The sequence below is a fragment of the Anatilimnocola aquadivae genome, assembly GCF_049819085.1.
Taxonomy (GTDB): Bacteria; Planctomycetota; Planctomycetia; order Pirellulales; family Pirellulaceae; genus Anatilimnocola.
Genome location: NZ_CP187419.1, coordinates 4,450,863 through 4,473,765, shown reverse-complemented (window position 1 = coordinate 4,473,765; position 22,903 = coordinate 4,450,863). Strand labels below are relative to the sequence as shown.

Below are 22,903 nucleotides of genomic sequence, written 5' to 3'. Positions count from 1 at the left end.
CTAGAGTTCACCAGTAGCAATCTCTCTTGGCGAACCCTTGGTGCGTGTATCGATGACAGCTTCGCTCAGCCCGCTTGATCGCTTCGCACAGCAAGCCGATCAACTCTACACGCTGCCGGCCGTCGCACTCGAAGTAGTGCGACTTGCCGGGCAACCACAGGTCGATCCGCGCCAACTCAAAATGGTGCTCGAGAGCGACCCGGCTCTGGCGGCCCGCATTCTTAAAGTCGTCAACAGCTCGCTCTTCGGGCTTAGTCGCCAGGTGAGCGATCTGCAACAAGCGCTCGCTCTGCTCGGCTTGAAGCCGCTCAAGGCTTTGTTGCTTGGCTTTAGTCTGCCGCCGAACTTGCTGCGCGGCATACATGCCGAAGCACTGCAACAGTACTGGCAACACACCCTGCTGAAAGCGGTGGCTTGCCGACTGCTCGAACAATACGTCGCCGACTCCGACGAAGAGGAAGCGTTCATTGCCGGTCTGCTGCAAGACGTGGGCGTTCTCGCCCTGCTGCAACAGCTAGGCGAGAACTATGCCAGCCTGTACATGCAGACGCATGAGCGGAGCGGCGATCTGCTCGCGGCAGAGATTCCCACGCTCGGTTTTGATCATCTGTCGTTGAGCGCGCGGATGCTGATGAACTGGCGGTTGCCGCCCAAGGTCTGCCAGGCGGTATCGGTTCCGCCCAATGAGACCGCCGTTGAACACGCGCCGACCCCTAGCCGGCAACTGTGCCAGATCCTGCATGTCGCCGAGCTGCTAACACGCTATATCAAACAGCCACACGATGCCGAGCTTGCGGCTCTGCTCGATATCGGACAGCGATACTTCGAAATGGGGCCAGTGCGGCTCCATTCGGTTGTAAAGGAACTGACACCGCACTTCGAGTCGCTTTCGAGCGTACTGGCGATCGAATTGCCCAGTGGGCCCACGTCGCAGGAACTGCTCACCGCCGCGCATCGCCGGCTGGCGACAATCACTGTCGAGATGGTTCCCGAACTCGTCCAGTTGCAACGTGCGGCCAGCGAGCACGCGGGCTTGGACTCGTTGCTACAAACGACACGCGAACTGCAGCTGACGGCTCAACAGGCAGCACGACCCGGCTTCGAGATGAAGCTGTCCGAGTTGAAGCCACTCGATTCCAAGCCTAGTGATCATCGCACCGATGCCGGCAATGAGCAGTTGCACCCAGCCGTTGGTGCTCCGCTGCGTCGCACTTCACCAACCGCGCCCGCTGCAACTCATTCGCAAACACAACGAGCAACCGCCGACTTGGGACTGATTGGACGCGTCGCTGGTGTGCTGCAGAACTGCCGACAAACACGCAGCCCGATGTCGCTGGCCATCTTGCAACTCGATCACTTCGCCGATGCCCAGTTTGTCTGTGGCGTCGAACCCACGATGCTGTTCCTCGAACGCTTTCGCCGACACCTGGCTGAGACCACCGGCGGCCTCGGCCCGTGTTTGCAGCTGAACAGCACGCGGTACGTTTTGCTCTGGGGCGATTGCTCCCGCAGCGATGCTCTGGCCACGCTCCGGACTGTGCAGGATCAGCTACCGAACTGGCAGGACGAATGTCTGCCTCCTGACGCTGTCCGACTCAGCATCAGTGCTGGAGTCGCCACGGTCTCGCTGCCGAGTCGTAACTTTCCGCCAGCCGATCTTATTGCAGCCGCCGAGCGTTGCCTGGACGGCGCGCTCCACAGCGGCGGCAATACGATGAAGAGCATCGAGTTGTAATTCGCCTGAATTAGTCGAACGTGCGACAGAGCATGCCGCCATCGGCTGAGATGACCGTGCCGGTGATAAACGCGCCGGCATCGGTGCTGAGCATCACGACCGGGCCGACCATGTCTTTCACCTGCCCCCAGCGCTTGACCGCGGTGCGGTTGGCAAATACCTCTTTCTGAGCCGGTGTGAGAATGCTCATGGGAAGGTCCGTGGCTACGGGGCCTGGCGCCAGGCAGTTCACCGTGATGCCATAGGGGCCGAGTTCCAGTGCTTGTGCGCGGGCCATGCCAATAAGTGCTGCCTTGGTTCCGGAGTACAAGCCGCGAGCGGTGTTGGAAGCCAATGCCATCACCGAGGACGTGTAAATGATGCGACCCCATTTCCGCTCGATCATCTGCGGAGCAATGTACTTCGACAGGAGCATGCAGCTGGTGAAGTTCAACTCCAGAATGCTGTCCCAGGTATCCATCGTCGTATCGACGAGTGCCTGAGGCTTGTTGCTGCCGGCATTGTTAAACAGCACGTCGACGCGGCCGAATTTCGCCAACACATCGTCGGCCAGCTTCTTCACCGCGTCGCGATCGCTCATGTCGGTGACGAAGTACTCGACCTTCACGTCGAGTCCTTGGCCGATCTCAGCGGCCGCTTGCTTCAACTCTGCTTCGGTTCGCGCACTGATGGCAATGTTTGCGCCTGCTTCGGCCATGCCACGAGCGCACGCTTTGCCAATGCCCTTGCTGCCGCCGGTGATGAGTGCGGTGCGACCTTTAAGTGAGAAGAGTTCGTCAAGCATAGCGGAGAGTCCTGGGCGGGGGTGAATGGGCAGCAAAGCGAACTATCGTGCGCTGGAATGGTGCCGCAATCAAGCCACCTAGGCTCAAGCCGTTTGAACTCCCGGCTTGCCACTCTCAACCACGAACGACGCTCGCGTCAGCGGCTTGCCCCCCGGCTTCAGCACGTCGGTTACCACTTGATAGTCGCTGCGCCAGGTTTTGTCGGTGATCTCACAGCGAACGTAACCTCGCTCAGTGTTGAAGAACTTGATGAACGGATTTTCGGACATGGTCGTGGCATGATCTTTCGGCTTGTCGACGCCGTTGCCGCCCGACGAGAGCGAAGTGCCGACAAACTCACTGGCCACGACCCTGGAATCGAGATCGTCAAAATCCGCGATTAAGTCATTGGCCCAATTGCTGTGAATATCGCCGGTCAATACCACCGGGTTCGAGATCTTCCGCTCGTGAAAGAACTTCAGCATGCGGCGACGATTCATTTCGTAGCCGGGCCATTGATCCATGCTGAAGGCCGAGAGTTCGCCAGGCATACGATCAACGCGAGCCATCATTACCTGCTGGGCCAGCACGTTCCATTGTGCCTGAGAACCTGTTAGCGAGTCCTTCAGCCAGGCTTCCTGACGATCGCCGAGAAGGGTTTGTGACAACGAGAGAGCTTCGTCACCTTGCGGCTTGCGGCCATCGCCATGAGGCTGATCGCTACGATACTGCCGCGTATCGAGGACGCAGAAGTTCGCCAACCGACCGAACGACACGCTGCGATACAACTGCATATCGGGCCCCTTGGGCAACGTGCTGATGCGCAGGGGCATGTGTTCGTAATAAGCCTGATAGGCCCGCGCCCGCATGGCAAGGTATTCAGCGGTGCTGGGCGTGGGTCTACCTTTGCGCAGTTCTGGAATGGGACCGGCACAGTTGTTTTCGAATTCGTGATCGTCCCAAGTCACCAGCCACGGTGCTGCCGCGTGCATCGCTTGCATCGCGGGATCTGTCTTGTACTGCGCGTGGCGATTGCGATAGTCAATAAGTTGCTCAAGCTTGCCACCGACATGCTTTCGCACCAGATTGTCCTTGCCGGGCCCTTCGTAAATGTAGTCGCCCAAGTGGACGACCAAATCGAGATCATCCTTCAGCATGTGCTCGTAGGCCGTGAACAGCCCCGACTCAAAATGCTGACACGAAGCGAAGGCAAACTTCAATTGCTTCGTCACGGCTTCGTTCGTGGGAAACGTGCGCGCTCGGCCGACGGTGCTCTCTTCCATACCCGTGCGAAAGCGATAGAAGTACCAGCGATCGGGCTGCAGCCCCTCCACTTCGACATGCACCGAATGGGCCCAGGCCGGAACAGCCGTGACTTTGCCCGAGCGGGCAATCTTGATGAATTGCTCGTCTTCGGCCACTTCCCATGTCACCTCGACCGGCGCATCGGGCATGCCGCCACCATCGAGCGGATCGGGGGCCAGGCGGGTCCAAATCACAAAGCCGTCGGCCGTTGGATCACCCGAAGCGACACCCAGCTTGAACGGGTTATCGCCTCCCTTGAGTCGCGAGAGCACGACACCCTCTGCTCGTTGCGCCCAAAGCGCTGCAGCGGCAAGTGACCCGCTGGTGAACAAAAACGAACGACGGCTGGAATTGCCAAGATCGACGTAGGGAAATTGCCAACGGGACATATCGTGCTTCCTGAAAGATCGATGACAGGTAGGTAGCTGGAAGTTTACTTATTCTGGGCGGAAGGTGAACTCGCAACTGGCAGGGGAGCCTGCAATGTCGTTTGCTTGCTTTGATTCGGCAGTGCTGCGACCGACGGCAATTGAATTGGCCAACATCGCCAGCAATTCACTTGGACCAACAATCAGCTTCCACTTTCCTTGGCGAATGGCAAGTGTACCGTTGGCATTCCGATGAACGATCTGGGGATGCGTTTGCTCGGGCAACTTCTCGCCCCGCTGCGGCGGCCCAATGCTAACGCTGTTTTATAAGCGAGGAACGGACCACGCACCTTTTCCTCTGCTTTCTCCAAGGGGCGTCACCCCGTGCAGGTTGTCCGGCCATTTTCGCGGGTAAAGATTAAGAGTGTGTTAGCGGTTCGTTTGTGTTGATCGAGGGAAGTGAGTGGCAAGTAGAGAAAGAAGGCTTGCCTTCGTTTAGATCGTGCGGCAAGTTCGTCAACCGCAAGCTCGGTCAGCTTGGGCAGGAAAGTCTCGCCTCACCGCTAGCAGGCCACGTGACGTGGCAATAAACAAGCCATCGAGAGAAATTCACATCCAGTCGGTTGCAGAAACAGTCGACAATCTTGGAGACGAATGGTCCAGTCGTGCGGTGCCCGTTCCCTTTGCCTGGTGCCCAGCAATGCGCCCGCTGATTTCCGAAGCACTCCGGCGGAATATCGACTCCATAGCGGAACTCGAACAAGAGTTTAACCGCCAGCGTACGACGCTCGCTCGCTTAAGCGATCGGATCTCTTCGATTGCCGCCAGCCCCTTCTTCTTTTTGGGACACATTGTCTGGTTTGTGGGTTGGATTGTCGTTAACACTTGCCAATGCTTCGGCATCTCCCACTTTGATCCCTACCCGTTCAGCTTCCTCGGGCTCTGCATCGCTTTTGAAGCAACCTTGCTCTCGATGTTCATCCTGATGAGTCAACAGCGACAGACGCACCAGGCCGAGCAATGGGCGCACGCTGGGCTTCAATTGGGCATGCTCAATGAACAGGAAACGACCAAGATGCTGCAGATGGCGCAGTCAATCCGGTTCCATCTTGGCATGAAGAGAATCAGCCAAGATCTCGAGTTGGAGGAGATGGTGAAGGAGATGCCAATTGTCGCCATCATGCAAGAGCTGGAACGCGCGCTAGAGCCTAATGTTGCCATTCCCACGCCGCCTATGGAACAAGAGCGTCGCGCAGCATGAGCGTGCTCTAGATATGAATTGCTTCATCGTATCTACCGTACGAAATGGCCGGTCAAACTAGTTGCCATCGGGACTGCAGGAACCGCGAATTGTCAGGCAACCTTCGCACTGAGATGATCATTACCTATTGAACTAGTATTCGCGACACGGCACGCTTGTGTTTGGCATAGGGCACGGCTAGACTCAAAGCCGTTTGGTAAGTCAGTGCTCATCTCGGTCCAGCGACCAATTTATCTTCTCCTTCTCAACGCTGCGGTGTCCGCCTTCATCGCTCCGAATTGGTTTCGTGGCGTAGAGGTAGAGAGCAGTTAGCAAAGAGCATCACTAGCACTGCTGCGCACAAACCATAACACCTAGAGGAACCTGCCATGAACTCTAAGTCATCTACTGTCAAACCGTACGTTTCTACGGGGCATCTGCCTCCTGATGAACTGGTGAGCAGTCTGGTCGCCGAGGCTTACGAGCAATTCAAGACCAACCAAGACGGCCAGAACTCGCAAGTCTACCCCGCCTTGGCACGGGCCTCGCGCGACGCGCTCGGCGTTTGCGTTGTCAACACTCGTGGCAAAGTGTTTTCAGCTGGCGACGTGAACGAAGAGTTCACGATCATGAGCGTCTCCAAGCCCTTCATTTTCGCACTGGTCTGCGAAGTGCTGGGCGCACAAGTCGTGCGCGAGAAGATAGGCGTTAACGCCACGGGTTTGGCGTTCAACTCTCTCGGTGCCATCGAGCAGGGCGCCGGTGGTCGCACGAACCCCATGGTTAACTCAGGCGCAATTGCCACGACCAGCCTCGTTCCCGGTAGCACGCTTGCCGAAAAGTGGAATTTCATTCACACGGGATTGTCGCGTTTTGCGGGGCGCACCTTGTCGCTGAACGAAGAAGTCTTTCAGTGCGCTTCGGAGACCAACTTTCGCAATCAAGGCATCGCGCGTCTGTTGCAAAGCTATGGCCGCGTCTATCTCGACCCAGCCGAAGCGGTCGACCTCTACACTCGGCAATGCTCGCTCAATGTGAGTGCCAAGGATCTGGCCGTAATGGGCGCAACGCTGGCTGATGGCGGTGTCAATCCAATCACCAAGCAGCGCGTCATTGATGCTTCGGTTTGCCACTACGCCCTCGTCGTGATGACGACCGCGGGACTGTACGAAACATCCGGCGAATGGCTCTACGATATCGGACTGCCAGGCAAAAGCGGTATCGGCGGCGGCATTGTGACGGTTTCGCCCGGCAAGGCTGGTCTCGGCACTTTTGCTCCGCCGTTGGACCAGGCGGGCAATAGCGTCAAGGGACAACTAGTTGCCAAGTACCTCTCCGAAGGACTGGGCATGGATCTATTCGTATCGCAGCCGGAAGTTTGATTTTCCGACGCAACAATCCTGCCCCGCGGCAATTCAACTCAGCGTTCGCAACATTTCTGATCGGTACAGCGTCATGGCGAAAAAAAACAATTCCAAGAATCAAAGTGTGGCCGACGACGATGACGTCAAAGAGTCATGGGTTCCCATGATCGTTATCGCCATGGGCCAGATGCTCATGTCGTTCAACGTGGCTGCTTTGCCGGTCTCGATGGGCGGCATGGTGGCGAGCTTCGACACCCCGCCCACGACCGTGGGAACCGCCATCGTGATGTACTCGCTCGGTGTCTCGGGCTTTATCATGCTCGGCGGCAAGTTGGGGCAGCGTTTTGGGTCGAAGACCTTCTTTCAAATCGCGGTGGCCATGTTTCTCGCCGCCATGATCATGATGGTGGCCAGTCCCACCGCCGTCATCATGCTCGCCGCCCAAGGCCTCGCTGGTTTTGCCGGTGCTGCTCTCGTGCCGACACTCGTCGTGCTCATTGCGAATCACTATCGCGGCAAGCAACAAGCTCAAGCAGTTGGCTGGCTGGGCTCGGCCCGAGCGATCGCCGGTGTGCTGGCCTTTGTGACGGTCGGCTTTCTCGCCGCCATCAACTGGCGACTCGGCTTTGCCTTGCTGATTGTGCATGCCGCGGCAATCTTGCTGCTGAGCTTCAAGCTGAAGCCATCCACGGGCAATCCCGATGTCAAAATCGATTTCCTCGGAGTGTTGCTTTCGGCGGTAGCAATCATCTGCATTACGTTTGGCTTCAACAATCTGCGTAACTGGGGGCTGTTGCTCGCCCGCGATGCGGCACCCTTCGATCTGCTGGGCGTTTCCCCCGCACCGATATTGATCGTCATTGGCCTGGTGATTGGTACCGGCTTCCTGGTTTGGACACACCGTCATGCGTTCAGTGGTGGTACGCCGCTATTGTCGTTGGAGGTGATCGATGCGCCGCGAGAGTGGGCTGCCGCAGCCGCCCTGTTTGTCATTGTTGGTACCGAAGCTGCCATCAATTTCTCGGTTCCCCTGTACATTCAAATCGTGCAAGGCAGTTCGAGTATGGCGACTTCCATCGCCATGATGCCGTTTATGTTGACGGTCTTTTTTACAGCCATTCTCATCGTCAGGCTCTACGATCGCTTCTCACCGCGCGCCATTGCTCGGGCTGCCTTTGTGTTGGTCGCTGCGGGCACGCTGTGGCTGGCTTTCGTGGTCAGCAACGACTGGAACGTCGCGCCGGTCATTATCGGCCTCATTACCGTCGGCCTGGGTCAAGGTGCCCTCGTTACATTGCTCTTCAACGTACTGGTCACTTCGGCGCCCAAGGCGCTCGCAGCCGACGTCGGTTCGCTGCGCGGTGTGACGCAAAATCTCGCTGCTGCTGTGGGCACGGCCCTCATGGGTACGCTGCTCGTCGGCTTGCTATCGACGATGATCCACACCCAGGTGATCGATAACCCGACCATCTCGCCCGAGTTCAAGCAGACGGAACTTGCCAGCCAATTTGACTTGAACAACATCAACTTTATTCGCAACGATCAACTCAAGGAGCGATTGGGGCAAACCAAGGCCACCGTCGAACAGGTGGACGAAGTGGTTCGCATCAACTCCGAATCGCGTCTGCGGGCTTTGAAAATCGGCTTTGTCGTGCTGGCCGGTTTGTCGCTGCTGGCTATCTTCCCTTGCAGTTGGTTGCCAAGTTACACGCCGGGCAATGTTCCCGGTGATGCAGCACCGAAAAAGGAATAGCGTACTTCGTTGGCAGCAAGTGGCTGGGCATTGCACCGGCCACTGTACCCATTTCCGAATAGCCTATGGCCCAGCCTCCTGCCACCGTTGAAGCGAAGGCCTTACTGGAGTTCTTGTTTCGGCTAGGGCAAGCCTACTTGGCCAGTGGCGAGCAAACCGCCCAGGTGGAACTGCTGCTGCGGCGCGTCGCCACTGCTTATAAGGCCCGCCGGTCCCGAGTAGTTGTGTTTCCAACTGCCATCTTCATTTCCGTCAGCGAAGGCGAAGACGACCGAATTGCGATCGCCGATGGTCCCAGCCGAGACCTGCGCCTGGATCAAATTGCCGACGTCTATGACTTGGGCAATACGGCCCTGACCGCCGGCATCACGCCTCGCGAAGGAGTGGAGCGACTTGCGGCCATCATGCGGACCTCGCCTCGCTTCGGAGCCATCGGTTCCGTCGTGGGGCACGCCATCCTCGCCGTCGGTGTCGCCATGATTCTGGCTTCGGCATTCACGAATATGATGGTCGCTGCCTTGCTCGGCGCTGGCATTGGCGCGCTCAAGTTGCTCAATAAAGATCGGCCGGTACTAGCAGTGCCGTTGCCGGTAATTTCAGCCGCGCTCGTCTCCGCCTTTGTCTATCTGGCGGTGAAGTACGATTTGCCGGTCGTCCCCATTCATGCGCTGGTTCCGCCGCTCGTTTCGTTCCTTCCCGGCGCGATGCTTTCGCTGGGGATGGTCGAATTGGTGTACGGCGACATGGTGAGCGGCAGCAGTCGACTGACAACCGGGTTTGTGCATCTGATGCTGTTGGCCTTTGGGCTGGTTGCCGGCGCGGCACTTGTTGGCGTCAGCTCCGACAGCCTGATTGAAGCTTCCGATCAGGTGCAGATTCCGTGGGTGCAATGGCTGGGGGTTATCGTGTTCGGGATCGGAGTGTTCTTTCACTTCTCCGCGCCGCGCAATTCGTTTTGGTGGATGCAACTGGTTCTTGTTTTGACGTTCGCGGCCCAGCAACTGGGGGCGGCCGTGCTCGGCAAAGAGATCAGCGGCTTTTTTGGCATGCTGGTCGCCACCCCGCTCGGATACTTGATTCAGCTTCGCTTCAAAGGGCCGCCAGCGATGGTAACCTTCCTACCTTGCTTTTGGCTCTTAGTTCCGGGTTCGCTGGGGCTACTCAGTGTGACGCGGATGCTGAGTGACCGCGCGGCGGGCGTCGACGGTCTGGTGTCGACGCTGTTCATCTTCATTTCCCTGGCTCTGGGCTCGCTGATGGGGGCCTCGCTTTATAAGTGGCTCAGCGAACGCTTTGGCGGCTGGCGCCTGCTGATTGGTCGCGCGAATTCGCCCCTCAAACATCGCCGCAAACGCTAGCGTTGCGTGCCTTCATGCCGGTTTGCCCCCTAAAGGGTGAAGTTGCCGGTAAACCTTGCCGATTGTAGTGATTGTAGCGCTTGCTGCTCAGCGGTTACTGCCTTTAGCAGCTGGCAAGGCGAGCTTGCGGGGATTCGGCTCATGAACAAAGCGAAACAATGCTTCGTCGCCCTATGGGCGTTGCTCGTACTTGCTCCCGCGATTGCTTTGGCCCAAGCACCGCCGGAATTTGGCGAAGTCACCGCCGCACCGGCGATCATCGAACCCGTCAGCACATTCGCGCAGCCTCCCGTGGCGAACACCATTCCCTACGGCTATTACCCGTCGAGCAATGAGCAGAACGCGCCGGGGATGTCGGGGTATCCAGCCGATTACGATCGAGAGTCGGATCCTGTTCCTTCGTACGTCTATGATCGCGGTTACTTCGATCAAATCGGCATCGGTGCCCGTCAACTTCCCGACTATGCGCCGCCCGGTTACGAAGCACGCGACTACCAAAGCGCGCCGGGCATGCCGGAGTTCACTCCAATCTCACCACCGGTCGTCGTTCCGCAAGCTGCGCGCGAGGGCCTGGTCGTGGGTGGCATGTTCCCGGGCTCATTTTTGGCACCGGGCACCGACACTTCGTTTCGAATTCGCGGCTTTGTCCGTCTCCAAGCGCTGGGCGATTTCAATCCGATTGGTTCGCGCGACTCGTTTGTGCCCAACACCATTCCCGTGCCTCAGACCACGGGTCGCAACTTCAACATGAGCGCTCGCATGAGTCGCATCGCGTTTGAGTCGTGGACGCCCACCGACTTTTGCGACTGGAATGTCCACACAATGATCGAAGGCGACTTTTTCAATGGCACCGACCAGGCAGCAGGCGGCGGTGGTAATCCCTTCCGTTTGCGGCACGCGTTTTTCGACTTTGGCTTCTTCCGCTTTGGTCAGCAGAACTCGGTGTTCATGAACGGCAATGCCTGGCCCAGCGTGGTCGATTTTCAAGGTCCCAATGGTTGGATCAATCAGCGGCATCCTTCGGCGCGCATGACTTTGCCCATCACCGAACGAACCAGTTGGGCCGTGGCGATGGAACGCCCGTTCTCCGACATTACCACCAGCGGTCTGGGCACTGCCGTGCAAGATTCGCCCGACTTGACGACACACTGGCGGTTTGAAGCCGATCGCGGCCACGTGCAGATCTCAGGTTTGCTGCGTTGGCTTGGCTATCAACCCACCGTTGGCGGCGATGTTCAGCGGCAGACGGCAGCGGCCATTAGTGGCAGCACGGTCTTTCATCCCTGGGCGTTCGTGCTGGGGACCGACCCGGTGCATGATGAGAACCCATCGGGGTTGACCCGCAGTCGCATCATTGTGCAAGGGACTTGGGGCCCTGGTGCTGCCCGCTATGTTCAGGATCTTGTTGGCCAAGGGCTCGACGGACAGGTCGATCCGATTACCGGCGATTTCAATATCGTGACTTCGACTGCCTGGAACGCCAGCTATGAGCATTGGTACAACGAGCATTGGCTGTCGGTCTTCACGTACTCGGTGGCTGAGGTAGATAACAATGTGGGCATGCCCGGCACCACCTATGATCGCGGCGATTATATGGCCGTGAACCTGTGGTGGATTCCCATCCCACGCATGTCGTTCGGCATCGAATATTTGCGAGGTGAGCGACAAAACTTCAACGGACAATCGGCCGAGGTGAATCGGATTAACGGCCTGTTTCAGTACAATTTCTAAGAGCAGCTACGCTCCTGGACAGCCTGCGCATCGTGGACTACAACACACGATGATGAAACCGTCCGAAACGATCTAATTCGGATCGTGACTTGCCTCAACGGTTTCACGAACAACTTTTCAATCGAATGAGCGTAGCTCTCGGCTTAGTTCTAGGCCTGCTCGTTGCAGCTGTAGTGATGTTCGCGATCAATCGACCGCGAATGGACGCGGTCGCGCTGATCGTGTTGACTTTGCTCCCTTTCGTGGGCGTGGTGACCGGCGAAAAAGTCGTCACCATGAACGAAGCACTCGCGGGCTTCGCAGATGCCAACATCGTCTTGATTGCCGCCCTGTTCGTCATTGGCGATGGCTTGGTGCGCACTGGTGTGGCCCGACTGCTCGGCGACTGGCTGACGGCCCGCGCAGCCGGCAGCGACACTACTCTGCTGGTGCTGCTGATGGTAGTCGTGTGTGGCCTGGGTGCCACGATGAGTTCCACGGCGGTAACCGCGATCTTCATTCCCGTCGTGCTGCGCATTTCGCGAAGCACGGGAACCTCGCCGAGTCGCCTGATGATGCCACTCAGCATGGCGGCACTCATCAGCGGCATGATGACGCTGGTCGCTACAGCCCCGAACCTGGTGGTCAATGCCGAACTTCAGCGGGCGAATACGGCTGGCTTTCAATTCTTCAGCTTTGCCCCGTTTGGCATTCCCGTGCTCGTCATGGGCATCGTTTACATGTTGTTCGCCCGGCATTGGCTGTCTGCTGGCGACCCCAATAGCGCCAGCAACAAGCAGCGTCCCAGCCTTGCCGATTGGATTCTGACTTACAAGCTTGAGGGGCGTGAATACCGTGTCGGGGTGAAGCAAGACTCGATCCTGATCGGTAAGTCGATTGAAGAGATTCAGCAAGACTATAAGCCAGATGCTCAACTGGTAGCGATCGAACGAGATCGCTCGCTCATTCAGCCTACGCCACAAACGCGGTTGCAAGCGGGCGACATTCTGCTCCTCAACCGCTTTGATGAGACGGTACCCGTCCAAGACTTGCTCGAGCGATTTGGCTTGCAGATGATGTCCCTTTCGGGTGCCTACTTCAGCGATGTTACCCAGGACATCGGCATGGCCGAAGTGATCGTGCCAGCCCTTTCCGATCTCATCGGCAAGTCCGCCATTAGCAGCGAATTGCGGGAGAAATACGGCTTAACGCTGATTGGACTGCGGCGCGGTAAAGAGGCCGTCGAAGGTGGCTTGAGCGAAGAGAAACTACAAGTCGGCGATACACTGCTCTTGATCGGTCCTTGGCAGCGAATTGAGAACTTGCGATCGCAAAGCCACGATCTGGTCGTGTTGAACTTTCCCGCCGAATTGGACGACGTTCTGCCGGTTCCCGGCAAGGCGCTGCTCGCGTTAGGCTGCCTGGGTCTCGTGGTCGGACTGATGGTCAGCGGCCTCGTTCCCAACGTGCAAGCGGCGCTCATTGGCTGCCTGCTCATGGGGGGCCTCGGCATCGTCAACTTGACCAGTGCTTACAAGTCGATCGACTGGAAGACAATTGTCTTGATCGTCGGCATGTTGCCTTTCTCCACCGCCCTGCAAAGAACGGGCGGTGTCGACCTCGCCGCTGACGGTCTGATGACAGTTACTGAGGGGGTGGGCACTTACGTGGTACTGGGGGCACTCTTTGCTATCACCGCGATCCTGGGGTTGTTCATTTCCAACACGGCAACCGCAGTCTTAATGGCACCGGTAGCACTTGCCGTGGCCAAAGACTTGGGGGCCTCGCCCTATCCGTTTGCGATGATCGTGGCGCTGGCCGCGTCCACAGCCTTCATGACCCCGGTTTCCTCGCCAGTCAACACACTCGTCGTCACCCCCGGCAACTACTCCTTTGGCGACTTTATCAAAATCGGAGTGCCGTTCAGCATTCTGGTAATGATCGTTTGTGTGTTTATGGTTCCCTGGCTTCTGCCGTTGAAATAGTCCCGAAGGCGGCCCGCGCGACTTACCACCTTGGAATACCTGCCATGAGTAAAGCTATCGAAGCGCCGAAGTCGGTGATGCAACGCTTTCTCGACGTCGTCGAAAAAGTCGGCAACAAGGTCCCGCATCCCGTCATCATCTTTTTGATCTTGATCGGCATCGTGGTTGTCTTGTCGCACGCGCTGTATTTGAGCGGTGCGAAGTTCACGACCGAAATCATTGTGCCGCGCGAGAAAGACGCCAAGACTGAGGTCGATGCTGCCTACGAGCCGCCAATCTACGACTCGGGCTCTTCTATCAACTATCACAGTTACTCAGAGAAAAGCTACGACATCGAAAAGCGGACAATTGCCGCCCGCAGTTTGCTGACCACAGAAGGTATTCGCTTTGTCTACGTGTCGTTGATCCCGAATTTTATGGGTTTCACAGCAGTGGGCCTGATGATTGTCGCGATGGCCGGTGTCGGTGTCGCTGAGGAATCGGGCCTGGTGAATGCCCTCATTCGCAAGCTGGTAATGCTCTCACCGGCCTGGGCCCTCACGTACATTCTGGCGTTTGTCGGCATCCTCTCGAGCATCGCGGCCGATGCAGGCTATCTGGTTTTGATTCCCTTGGCGGCGACCGCGTATATCAGTGTCGGCCGGCATCCTCACGCCGGTTTGGCGTTGGGTTTCGCTGGCGTCGCCGGCGCGTTCACGGTCAACGTGCTGATCAAGCCGCTCGATGCCGTCCTCGTCGAATTTACGAACGACGCCATTCATCTCGTCGACCCTACGAAGTCCATTGGCCTCGCGTCGAATCTTTGGTTCTCGATTGCCTCGGTCGCCGTGCTCACTTTTTTGGTGGCGTTCATTACCGATCGCTTCGTGGAGCCCCGCTTGGGCAAATACAATCCGGAACACGCGACGGATGAAGTGAAAAATCAAACTGCCAGCGGACTCTCGGCCGACGAAACTCGCGGGCTTTGGTTTGCGATCGCTGCGTTGATTGCGACTCTCGCCGTGTTTGCGTTTCTCTCGCTGCCGGAGAAGGCACCGCTGCGTGATGTCGAAACAGGTGCCCTGATCGGCAATTCACCGTTCATGAATGGCCTGATCGCCCTCATCATGATCTTGTTTCTCGCGACGGGTGCCGCGTATGGATATGGCGCCAAGACGCTCAATAGTCTGACCGCAATTATTAAGGCCATGGAAAAGGCGATGGCCGGGCTAGGAGGCTTGATTCTGCTCTTCTTGGTTCTCAGTCAGTTTGTGGCTTACTTTAACTACACGAATATGGGCACTCTGCTCGCCCTGACGATGACCGATCTGCTGAAGTCGGCGAACTTTCCCCCGTTGCTGCTGTTGATTGGTTTCATCATCGTCGTTGCCCTCATCGATTTGTTGATCACCGGTGCCATCGCCAAATGGGCGCTCTTCGCTCCCGTCTTTGTGCCGCTGCTAATCAACCTGGCCGTAGCGCCCGAAGCGGTGTTGGCAGCCTATCGCGTCGCCGATTCGCCGATGAACTCCATCACTCCTTTGAATGCATACTTTGCCCTCGTGGTCGGCTTCGCCCAGCGATACGACAGCCGGGCTGGTGTTGGTACGGTAGTCTCCATGATGCTGCCTTATGTGGTCATCATGTTTGTGGTCTGGACGGCTCTCTTCGCCATCTGGCAGCAGTTGGGACTTCCCTGGGGCCTGTAATTACTGGTTGCAATCGCAACTGAGTCGAGCGGGCACTTTTAACAAAGCGAAGTAGCGGAGCGATCGTATGAGCAACATTCCCCTGGACGTTAAGGCAGCTGAAGATCACTTGATGCGCTTCCTCGCAGTGGAAGGCGTGACTGGCGAAGAAGCGGCCATTGGCCAGGCCGTAATCGACGAATTGAAAAAGATTGGCGTTCCCGCCTCGGCGATTCGCTTTGACACGGTGCACGAACGCATTCCCTTGCCTACTCAGACTGGTAATCTCTACGTCGATTTGCCGGGGAATCGCCCGGGGCAGCGACTTCTCTTCTCCACGCACCTCGATACGGTACCTCTGTGTGCCGGCGCTAAGCCGAGGCGCGAAGGAGATAAAGTCGTCTCGGATGGCACCACTGCCCTCGGCGGCGACAATCGCACTGGCTGTGCCGTGTTGGTCTCACTGGCCGAGACGCTCCTCAAGCGCAACTTGCCGCACCCACCGATCACGCTGCTGTTTACCGTGCGCGAAGAGAGTGGTCTTCACGGGGCCCGCGAACTGAAGCCGGCAGATCTCAAGGATGCCGCGATGTGCTTTAACGTCGATGGCAAGTTGGCGGCGGAATTAATCATCGGTGCCGTGGGGCAGGAAAACTGGGAAGTTGAGATCACTGGCAAGGCCGCCCACGCGGGAGTCGCTCCCGAGAAGGGCATCTCAGCCACACTCGTCGCCTCAATCGCGCTGACAGAGGCCCATCGCGGTGGTTGGTTTGGCAAGGTCACCAAGCCCAACGGCAACGGCACGAGCAATCCAGGCATCTTCGGCGGCAAGCCCGGTAAACCCGCCGGCGACGCCACCAACGTCGTCACCGACTACGTCCACATTGTCGGCGAGGCTCGCAGTCCCGAACTGACCTTTGCGACGGAGATTTGCGCGGCCTATCGCGCGGCCTTTGCCAAAGCTCAAGCCGAAGTGATGGATGCGAGTGGTGCGAACGCCGACGTCAAGTTCACCAGCAAGCCCTCGTATCCGCCCTTCAATCTGCCCGCTGATTCACCTGCCGTTTCACGAGCACTGAAAGCGGTTGAGGCGCTAGGGCTAAAACCGATTACAGTGTTTTCCAATGGCGGGCTCGATGCCAACTGGCTCGTCAAGCACGGCGTGCCCACGGTTACGATTGGTGCCGGGCAGTACGAGATTCATACGATCAAAGAATACATCGATTTGCCCGAGTTTGCCCAAGGATGTCGCCTGGCAATTTTGCTGGCAACGATGGATTTTTAGTACCATGCGGTCCAGGGATGAGTGCGCAAGCTGCAATGTTTCCAGGCAGGAGTTGAATAAGCCGCTATGACCTTTCGATACAACGATCCTCCATACCAGCTGCATTGGCGGGCTGGCCTCTTGCTGTTGCTGGCTGCTGCCGGTTGCACGGGAGCCAAGCCGAGTTCGGTCGAACTCGTTCGCCCGGTGAAGACCCTTGTGGTAACCGAGGGTGAAGCCACAAACACGCGGTCGTTTCCCGGTAAGGTCGACGCTGCCAATCGCGTGGAACTTGCCTTTCAAGTCCCTGGCCTGTTGGTCAAGTTGCCGGTCAAGGAAGGCCAAAGGGTCACGAGAGGTGAGATCGTCGCCCAGCTACGACAAGAGGAGTTCGAGGCCCGGCTGAAGACCTTGCAAAGCCAACTCGATCAATCGCGGGCGGCCCTCCGAGCGCTGCTCGCCGGTGATCGTCCTGAGGAACGCCTTCGCCGCGAAGCAGACGTGCGGGCCGCCGAGGCAAGGCTTGCCAATGCTCGTTCCGAGTTCGAACGCAATTCGAGATTGCTGCAGTCGAATGCCGCCTCTCGTCAGGAATTTGAACGAACCGAAGCGCAGTACCGCATCGCTCAGGAAGACCTGAAGGGAGCCCGCCAACTGCTCGAAATTGGCACCATCGCCCGTGAAGAAGATATCGATGCCAGAGCAGCGGAAGTGCGCGGACTCGAAGCGCGTGTGGTCGAAGCCAACTTGCAACTAGCGGACTCAACTCTGAGAGCTCCTTACGACGGAGTGATCGCTCAGCGGTTTGTCGAAGAGGGGCAGAACATTGCCGCGAAGTCGCCAGTGGTGAAGTTTCAAGATGTCGACGAATTGGAAGTGGTGGTCGACGTTCCCGAGTCGGTGATGGCCGCCAATTTGCAGTCTGCCGATATCATCCAAATCGAAGCGGAGTTCAGCGGCGTGCCGGGAGTTCGCTTTCCGGTGCATGTCAAAGAAATCGCTCAGCGAGCTGATCCGACGACGCAAACCTTTGCAGTTCGAGTGGGGATGCAAGCTCCCAAAGAGCAGAACGTGCTGCCAGGGATGACCGCCTCGGTCCTGCTTTCTTATCGCCGGGCCAACATCCTGGGCAGCCGAATCCTAGTCCCCATTGCGGCGGTGTTTAAAGACAGCGCGGGCGAGCAGATTGTGTGGGTCATCAACGCCGATAGCACTGTCACCCGTCGTCCGGTCAAGGTCGGCCTGGTGATGGCTGGCCAGATCGAGATCGTCGAAGGGCTCAAGCCGGGCGAGCGAATCGCGCGAGCAGGTGTCAGCTTTCTCCGTGAGGGCGTCAAGGTCCGTGATCTTGGCGACGAATTGGGAGGCGGCTAAACATGAACCTGGGAGTTTTGTCGGTTCGCAATGATCGCGTGCTCTACATGGCGATGGCACTGATCGTCATCGGCGGCTTCGTAGCCTACAACCGCATGGGACGGCTCGAAGATCCGGAATTCACAATCAAAGAGGCGCTGATCATCACGCCCTATCCCGGCGCGAGCGCCGAGGAAGTGGCCAAGGAAGTGACCACGCACATCGAAAGTGCGTGTCAGCAGCTGGGACAATTGGATCGCGTCGAGTCGGAATCGACGCGCGGCCGCTCGGTCGTAAGCGTTGTTATCAAGGATCAATTCGACAAACATTCGATCCCGCAGGTTTGGGACGAATTGCGCCGAAAGATCGCCGATGTGCAGCCACAGTTGCCTCCTTCAGTACGTGGCAACTCGCAAGTGATTGACGATTTCGGCGACGTCTACGGCATTTTTCTGGCAATCACGGGCGAAGGTTACAGCTATCCGGAACTGCGCCGCTACACCGAGTTTCTGCGTCGAGAATTGCAATCCGTCAGCGATGTAAAAAAGGTTGCGCTCTTTGGCGAGCAGCAGGAACTTGTGTTTCTGGAGATCTCTCGGCATCGGCTGGCTCGGCTGGGCATTAACGAAGATCAGATCTACCGACAATTGCAAGCGAGAAACATTGCCGCCGATGGTGGCCGCGTGCGCGTTGGCGACGAGCACATCGCGCTCGATCCCAAAGGCAACTTCAATTCCGCGGATGAAATGCTCGACCTCGTCATCGGCTCGAGCAGCAGCGGGCGACAGTTGTTTCTGCGCGACGTAGCAACGATCGAACGCGGTGATCGTGATCCGCCCCGACGCCTGCTGCGTTACGACGGCAAACCCGCCATCGGCATCGGTATTTCCACAGTCCAAGGTGGCAACGTGGTCACCGTGGGCAAGGGTGTGCGCGCGAAGCTTGCCGAACTCGCCAAGCATCAACCCATCGGCATCGAAATTGGCGAGATCAATTTTCAGCCCGAAGCGGTTACTGCCGCGACCAACGAGTTCATTTTCAACTTGTTCAAGGCAGTCGCGATTGTGGTCGTGGTGCTGCTGTTTGCGATGGGCCGAAAGACGGGCCTGATCATTGGCATGGTGCTGTTTCTGACCATCATGGCCACGTTTCTCGTGATGTTCATCGATGGCGACATTTTGATGGAGCGCATCTCCCTGGGCGCGCTCATCATCGCGCTCTGCATGCTGACCGATAACGCCATCATTATCATTGAGGGGATTCGGATCCGCATCGAGGCTGGCGAGAATAAGCTGGCTGTCGTGCGCGACGCGGTCGCTCAGAACCAATGGCCCCTGTTTGGGGCGACGGCCATTGCCGTTGTGGCCTTTGCGGCGATTGGATTGTCGGATGACTCGACCGGTGAATACTGCAACTCACTGTTTTGGGTGATCTTGATCTCGCTGAGTCTCAGTTGGTTCTCGGCGATTACGATTACCCCACTGCTTAGTTATTTGGCCTTCAAGCCGATTCCGCAAACAGCAACCAACAGCAATCCGTATGGCGGCATCGTATTTACTACCTACCGCGCGATGCTGAGTTGGTGTCTGAAGAATCGCTGGATCGTTGTGATTGCCTCGATCGTGCTCTTCGTGGCCTCGGCTTACGGTTTTACTCTCGTCAAACAGAGTTTCTTCCCGCCGGCCACTCGCCCGCAGTTTATGGTCGACACGTTCCTGCCCGCAGGGACGCATATCCTCGAATCGGACGCATTTGCTGCCGACGTGGGCAAGTTCATTCAAGATTTGCCCGACGTGACCCACCTGACGACCTTTGTGGGCGGTGGTGGGTTGCGGTTCGTGTTGGTCTATTCGGTTGAGCGCGAGAACCGGGCCTACGTCCAATTTCTGGTCGATGTCGACGACGAAAAGAAGATCGATGGCCTAATTCTGAAGATTCAGGACTATCTCGATACGAAGCATCCGAATGCCAATTCGGTGGCTAAAAAATTCTTGCTGGGACCAGGTGCGGGCGGGCGTGTTCAAGCACGCTTTCGCGGACCTGATCCCGAAAAATTGCGCGAACTGGCCAGTCAAGCTCTCAAAATCATCGACAACGATGGTGGAGCCGTCTGCGTTCGCCACGATTGGCGAGAACGCGAGAAAGTGCTCCGTCCCGACTTGCTCGAAATGCAAGCTCGCCGCAACGGCCTGACGCGGGTGGAAGTTGCCCAAGCTCTGGAAACGGGATTGGAAGGACGCGTGGTTGGTTTCTATCGAGAGCCTGGCAGCGCTGGTGCGGGCATCTATCCGCAGGAGACTCGCCTGCTGCCAATCGTTGCTCGTCCTCCGCTGGACGAACGAAGCGAGGTCGGTGCGATCCAGAGCATGCAGATCTGGAGCCCGGCCGCTGGTCGAATGATTCCCTTTAGTCAGGTCGCCACGACGCCGCAAATGGAATGGGAGAATCCCGTCGTCATGCGGCGCGATCGCTTTCCCACGGTTACCGTGCATGCCGACCCGCGCACGGACCTGCCAAGTGTGTTGTTCAGACGAGTCCGTCAGCAGATTGAAGATATCGAGTTGCCCGAGGGCTATTCGCTGGAATGGGGCGGAGAGTATGAAGATTCGAGCAACGCCCGCGCCGCGCTCGCGCGACAATTGCCCGCCGCACTCGTACTGATGGTGTTTATTGTCATCTGTCTTTTCAACTCCATTCGCACCACCGCAGTGATTTGGCTGACGGTGCCGCTGGCCATTATTGGTATCACCGGAGGTCTGCTGCTGACCGGTGTGCCGTTTGGCTTCATGGCTCTGCTGGGCGCCCTCGCTCTGGGCGGAGAACAGATCAAAAACTCGATCGTCGTGTTGAACAAAGTGGCCGTCGATATCGCCGCGGGCAAGGCACCCTACAAAGCGATTCTTGATGGCTGCACGGCCAAATTGCGTCCGGTGATGATGGTTGCAATCACCACAGTGCTGGGCATGATTCCGCTACTGAGTGACCCGTTCTTTTCGGGCCTCGCGGTAACGGTCATGTTCGGCCTGATGTTCGCCTGCGTGTTAACCATGTTTGTCGTGCCTGTGTTGTATGCGATCTTCTTCAATATCGACGAAAACACCCCCGCCAAGGAGCCCAGCGGCGATGCCCTCTAGCACCGCCAACAGCGACAATCACCCCTTTAGCGCACCGACCGTCGTTCGCGCGACCTGGTACGATTTCACGCGTGCCTGGCGCGCCTTGGTTGTCTACGAGTTGCTGTTCAAATTGGTCGATGCCTGGCTGCTGGCCCCGGCCGTCGCTTTGCTGCTGCGCACCGTGCTGATGCAAGCCGGGCGTGCGACGGTGACGAATCACGAGATTTTTGACTTTCTCTTCACACCGCTGGGTATCCTCTATGCGGCTCTCTTTGGTACCGTAGCGGTCGCCTCACGCTTAATCGAGCAAGCTGGAGTCATGCTCGTGGCCTCGTTGGCGACGAACAACGAACGCCCACAAATAGCTTCCTCGCTGAGACGACTTCTCTTCAAGCCGCTCAACATCTTCAAACTCGGCGCAGTCAAAGTCATCTTGCTGACAGTGACATTCGCGCCGTTTGTCGCGATCGCGGTGTTCTTCTACGGTCTGCTCTTATCTCAGCACGATATCTACTTCTATTGGACAGATCGCCCGCCCATCTTCTGGGTTGCCGTCAGCATCGGGTTGGTGATTCTTCTCTGTGCGGGAACGGTGGGGCTCTGGTTGTATGTGCGCTGGGCGTTCGCACTGCCGATTGCTCTCTTCGAACAACAGCTTGCGCACCGAGCTTTGCGCACCAGTCGCGACCGCATGCGTGGCATCGCCTGGCGCGTCGCATGTTTTGTTGTCGGGTGGCAAGGAGTGGTGTTGCTGCTCGCGACCCTGGTGGGCCTCGCGTATCGTCAGTTTGCTGTCTTGGTAATCGGCTCCGCCACCGAGCGATCAAGCTGGCTATTGCTGCTGCTGTTGATCGTTCAAGCCCTGCTGCTGGCAGCTGTTTCGTTTGTCGCAGCGGTGGGGCAAGGATTGCTAACACGGCGACTCTACCTGACGCGGGCCGAGCAACTCGGCATCGATGTGGGCCACCAAAGCGAAGAAAACACCGCGAGCGACGGACCACGCTCGATCATTGTCACGCGTTTCGTGTATGTCTCCCTCGCAGCGGTGCTTTTATCTCCCGTGCTGATCTGGATCGGTCTGACACAAACGGGATATGCCAAGCCTGCGGTGCAAATCACTGCTCATCGCGGTCACGCTCGCGCCGCGCCGGAAAACACGCTGGCTGCAATTCGCAAGGCGATCGAAAGCGGGGCAGATTACGCCGAAATTGACGTCCAACTGACCGCCGATCACCAAGTTATCCTGCTCCACGATCGAGACCTGAAACGAGTCGCGGGCGACTCCCGTCGGCTGGCCGATCTCAACTTTTCGGAACTCCGCCAACTCGATGTTGGCAGCTGGTTCGACGCGTCCTTCGCCGCTGAACGAGTGCCGACGTTGGCGGAGGTGATCGAGTTAGCCAAGGGGCGAATCAAGCTCAACATCGAACTGAAGTATTACGGCCCCGACGAGGGGCTCGCGCGGCGAGTTGCGGAGGTTGTCGCTGCGCATCGATTCACGCAGGATGCTCTGGTCACCTCGTTCAACTACGAAGCGTTGCTAGAAAACAAACGGCGAAATCCGGAGCAGCGCGTGGGGTTGATCATTGCCCACTCGCTGGGGGACGTTAATCGGCTGGAGGTCGATGTGTTTAGTGTGCGGGCCGATCATCTGAGCGACTCGATGCTGCGCTCGGCCCATCGCCTGCAGCGCGAAGTCCATGTCTGGACTGTCAACGATCGCGCCGCAATGACACAGTGGATCCAACGCGGCGTCGATAATCTGATTACTTCCGATCCAGACCTTGCGATTGCGGTCCGACGAGAATGGTCCGAAATGAGCGGTGCGGAGCAACTATTACAATCTTCACGTTTACTTTTGGGCATCTAATCGTTCGCTGCTTGACGGTTGCGGCAAACGATCGCTAGTATTGTCGGGACA

General features: G+C 57.7%; 14 protein-coding genes. 12 read left to right on the top strand and 2 right to left on the bottom strand.

Going from position 1 to position 22,903, the window contains the following annotated elements; all coding sequences use genetic code 11:
• Positions 1 to 52 precede the first annotated feature (52 nt).
• A complete protein-coding gene (locus tag NA78x_RS17770) occupies positions 53 to 1,735 on the top strand; it encodes an HDOD domain-containing protein (protein ID WP_425613713.1) in 1,683 nt (560 codons plus the stop codon).
• A 10-nt stretch (positions 1,736 to 1,745) separates the two neighbouring features.
• Here NA78x_RS17770 and NA78x_RS17765 read toward each other — a convergent pair whose 3' ends face one another.
• Both NA78x_RS17765 and NA78x_RS17760 read right to left on the bottom strand, forming a co-directional pair.
• On the bottom strand, positions 1,746 to 2,519 hold the full coding sequence (locus tag NA78x_RS17765; RefSeq protein ID WP_425613712.1) for an SDR family NAD(P)-dependent oxidoreductase: 774 nt from the start codon (positions 2,517 to 2,519) through the stop codon (positions 1,746 to 1,748).
• 84 nt (positions 2,520 to 2,603) lie between these two features.
• Complete coding sequence (locus NA78x_RS17760) at positions 2,604 to 4,193, bottom strand: alkaline phosphatase D family protein (RefSeq protein ID WP_425613711.1); 1,590 nt, start codon at positions 4,191 to 4,193, stop codon at positions 2,604 to 2,606.
• A gap of 679 nt (positions 4,194 to 4,872) precedes the next feature.
• Between NA78x_RS17760 and NA78x_RS17755 the strand changes: the two genes are divergently transcribed.
• The 11 genes from NA78x_RS17755 (at position 4,873) to NA78x_RS17705 (ending at position 22,852) form a co-directional block, all read left to right on the top strand.
• Positions 4,873 to 5,433, top strand: a complete 561-nt coding sequence (locus NA78x_RS17755) for a DUF1003 domain-containing protein (RefSeq protein ID WP_425613710.1) — start codon at positions 4,873 to 4,875, stop codon at positions 5,431 to 5,433.
• A gap of 368 nt (positions 5,434 to 5,801) precedes the next feature.
• Positions 5,802 to 6,794: a glutaminase A gene (glsA, locus tag NA78x_RS17750; RefSeq protein ID WP_425613709.1), complete on the top strand. Its 993-nt coding sequence runs from the start codon at positions 5,802 to 5,804 to the stop codon at positions 6,792 to 6,794.
• 73 nt (positions 6,795 to 6,867) lie between these two features.
• Positions 6,868 to 8,529 carry an MFS transporter gene (locus NA78x_RS17745; protein ID WP_425613708.1) on the top strand — a complete coding sequence of 554 codons (1,662 nt, stop codon included), beginning with the start codon at positions 6,868 to 6,870 and terminating at the stop codon, positions 8,527 to 8,529.
• 65 nt (positions 8,530 to 8,594) lie between these two features.
• Positions 8,595 to 9,887, top strand: coding sequence for a threonine/serine ThrE exporter family protein (locus NA78x_RS17740; protein WP_425613707.1), 1,293 nt, complete (start codon positions 8,595 to 8,597; stop codon positions 9,885 to 9,887).
• 141 nt (positions 9,888 to 10,028) lie between these two features.
• Positions 10,029 to 11,618 (top strand): DcaP family trimeric outer membrane transporter, encoded by a 1,590-nt coding sequence (locus tag NA78x_RS17735; RefSeq protein ID WP_425613706.1) that lies wholly within the window; start codon positions 10,029 to 10,031, stop codon positions 11,616 to 11,618.
• A gap of 125 nt (positions 11,619 to 11,743) precedes the next feature.
• Complete coding sequence (locus tag NA78x_RS17730; protein WP_425619460.1) at positions 11,744 to 13,582, top strand: SLC13 family permease; 1,839 nt, start codon at positions 11,744 to 11,746, stop codon at positions 13,580 to 13,582.
• A 44-nt stretch (positions 13,583 to 13,626) separates the two neighbouring features.
• Complete coding sequence (locus NA78x_RS17725) at positions 13,627 to 15,270, top strand: AbgT family transporter (RefSeq protein WP_425613705.1); 1,644 nt, start codon at positions 13,627 to 13,629, stop codon at positions 15,268 to 15,270.
• 67 nt (positions 15,271 to 15,337) lie between these two features.
• The gene (locus tag NA78x_RS17720) at positions 15,338 to 16,534 is read left to right on the top strand and encodes a M20/M25/M40 family metallo-hydrolase (RefSeq protein WP_425613704.1); all 1,197 of its coding nucleotides are present in this window, start codon (positions 15,338 to 15,340) and stop codon (positions 16,532 to 16,534) included.
• 66 nt (positions 16,535 to 16,600) lie between these two features.
• Positions 16,601 to 17,887: an efflux RND transporter periplasmic adaptor subunit gene (locus NA78x_RS17715; RefSeq protein ID WP_425613703.1), complete on the top strand. Its 1,287-nt coding sequence runs from the start codon at positions 16,601 to 16,603 to the stop codon at positions 17,885 to 17,887.
• 2 nt (positions 17,888 to 17,889) lie between these two features.
• A complete protein-coding gene (locus tag NA78x_RS17710) occupies positions 17,890 to 21,000 on the top strand; it encodes an efflux RND transporter permease subunit (protein WP_425613702.1) in 3,111 nt (1,036 codons plus the stop codon).
• Entirely contained in the window at positions 20,990 to 22,852 is a 1,863-nt protein-coding gene (locus tag NA78x_RS17705; RefSeq protein ID WP_425613701.1) for a glycerophosphodiester phosphodiesterase family protein, read from the top strand. Before NA78x_RS17710 ends, NA78x_RS17705 begins: the two co-directional genes overlap by 11 nt.
• The last annotated feature ends 51 nt before the right edge of the window (positions 22,853 to 22,903 follow it).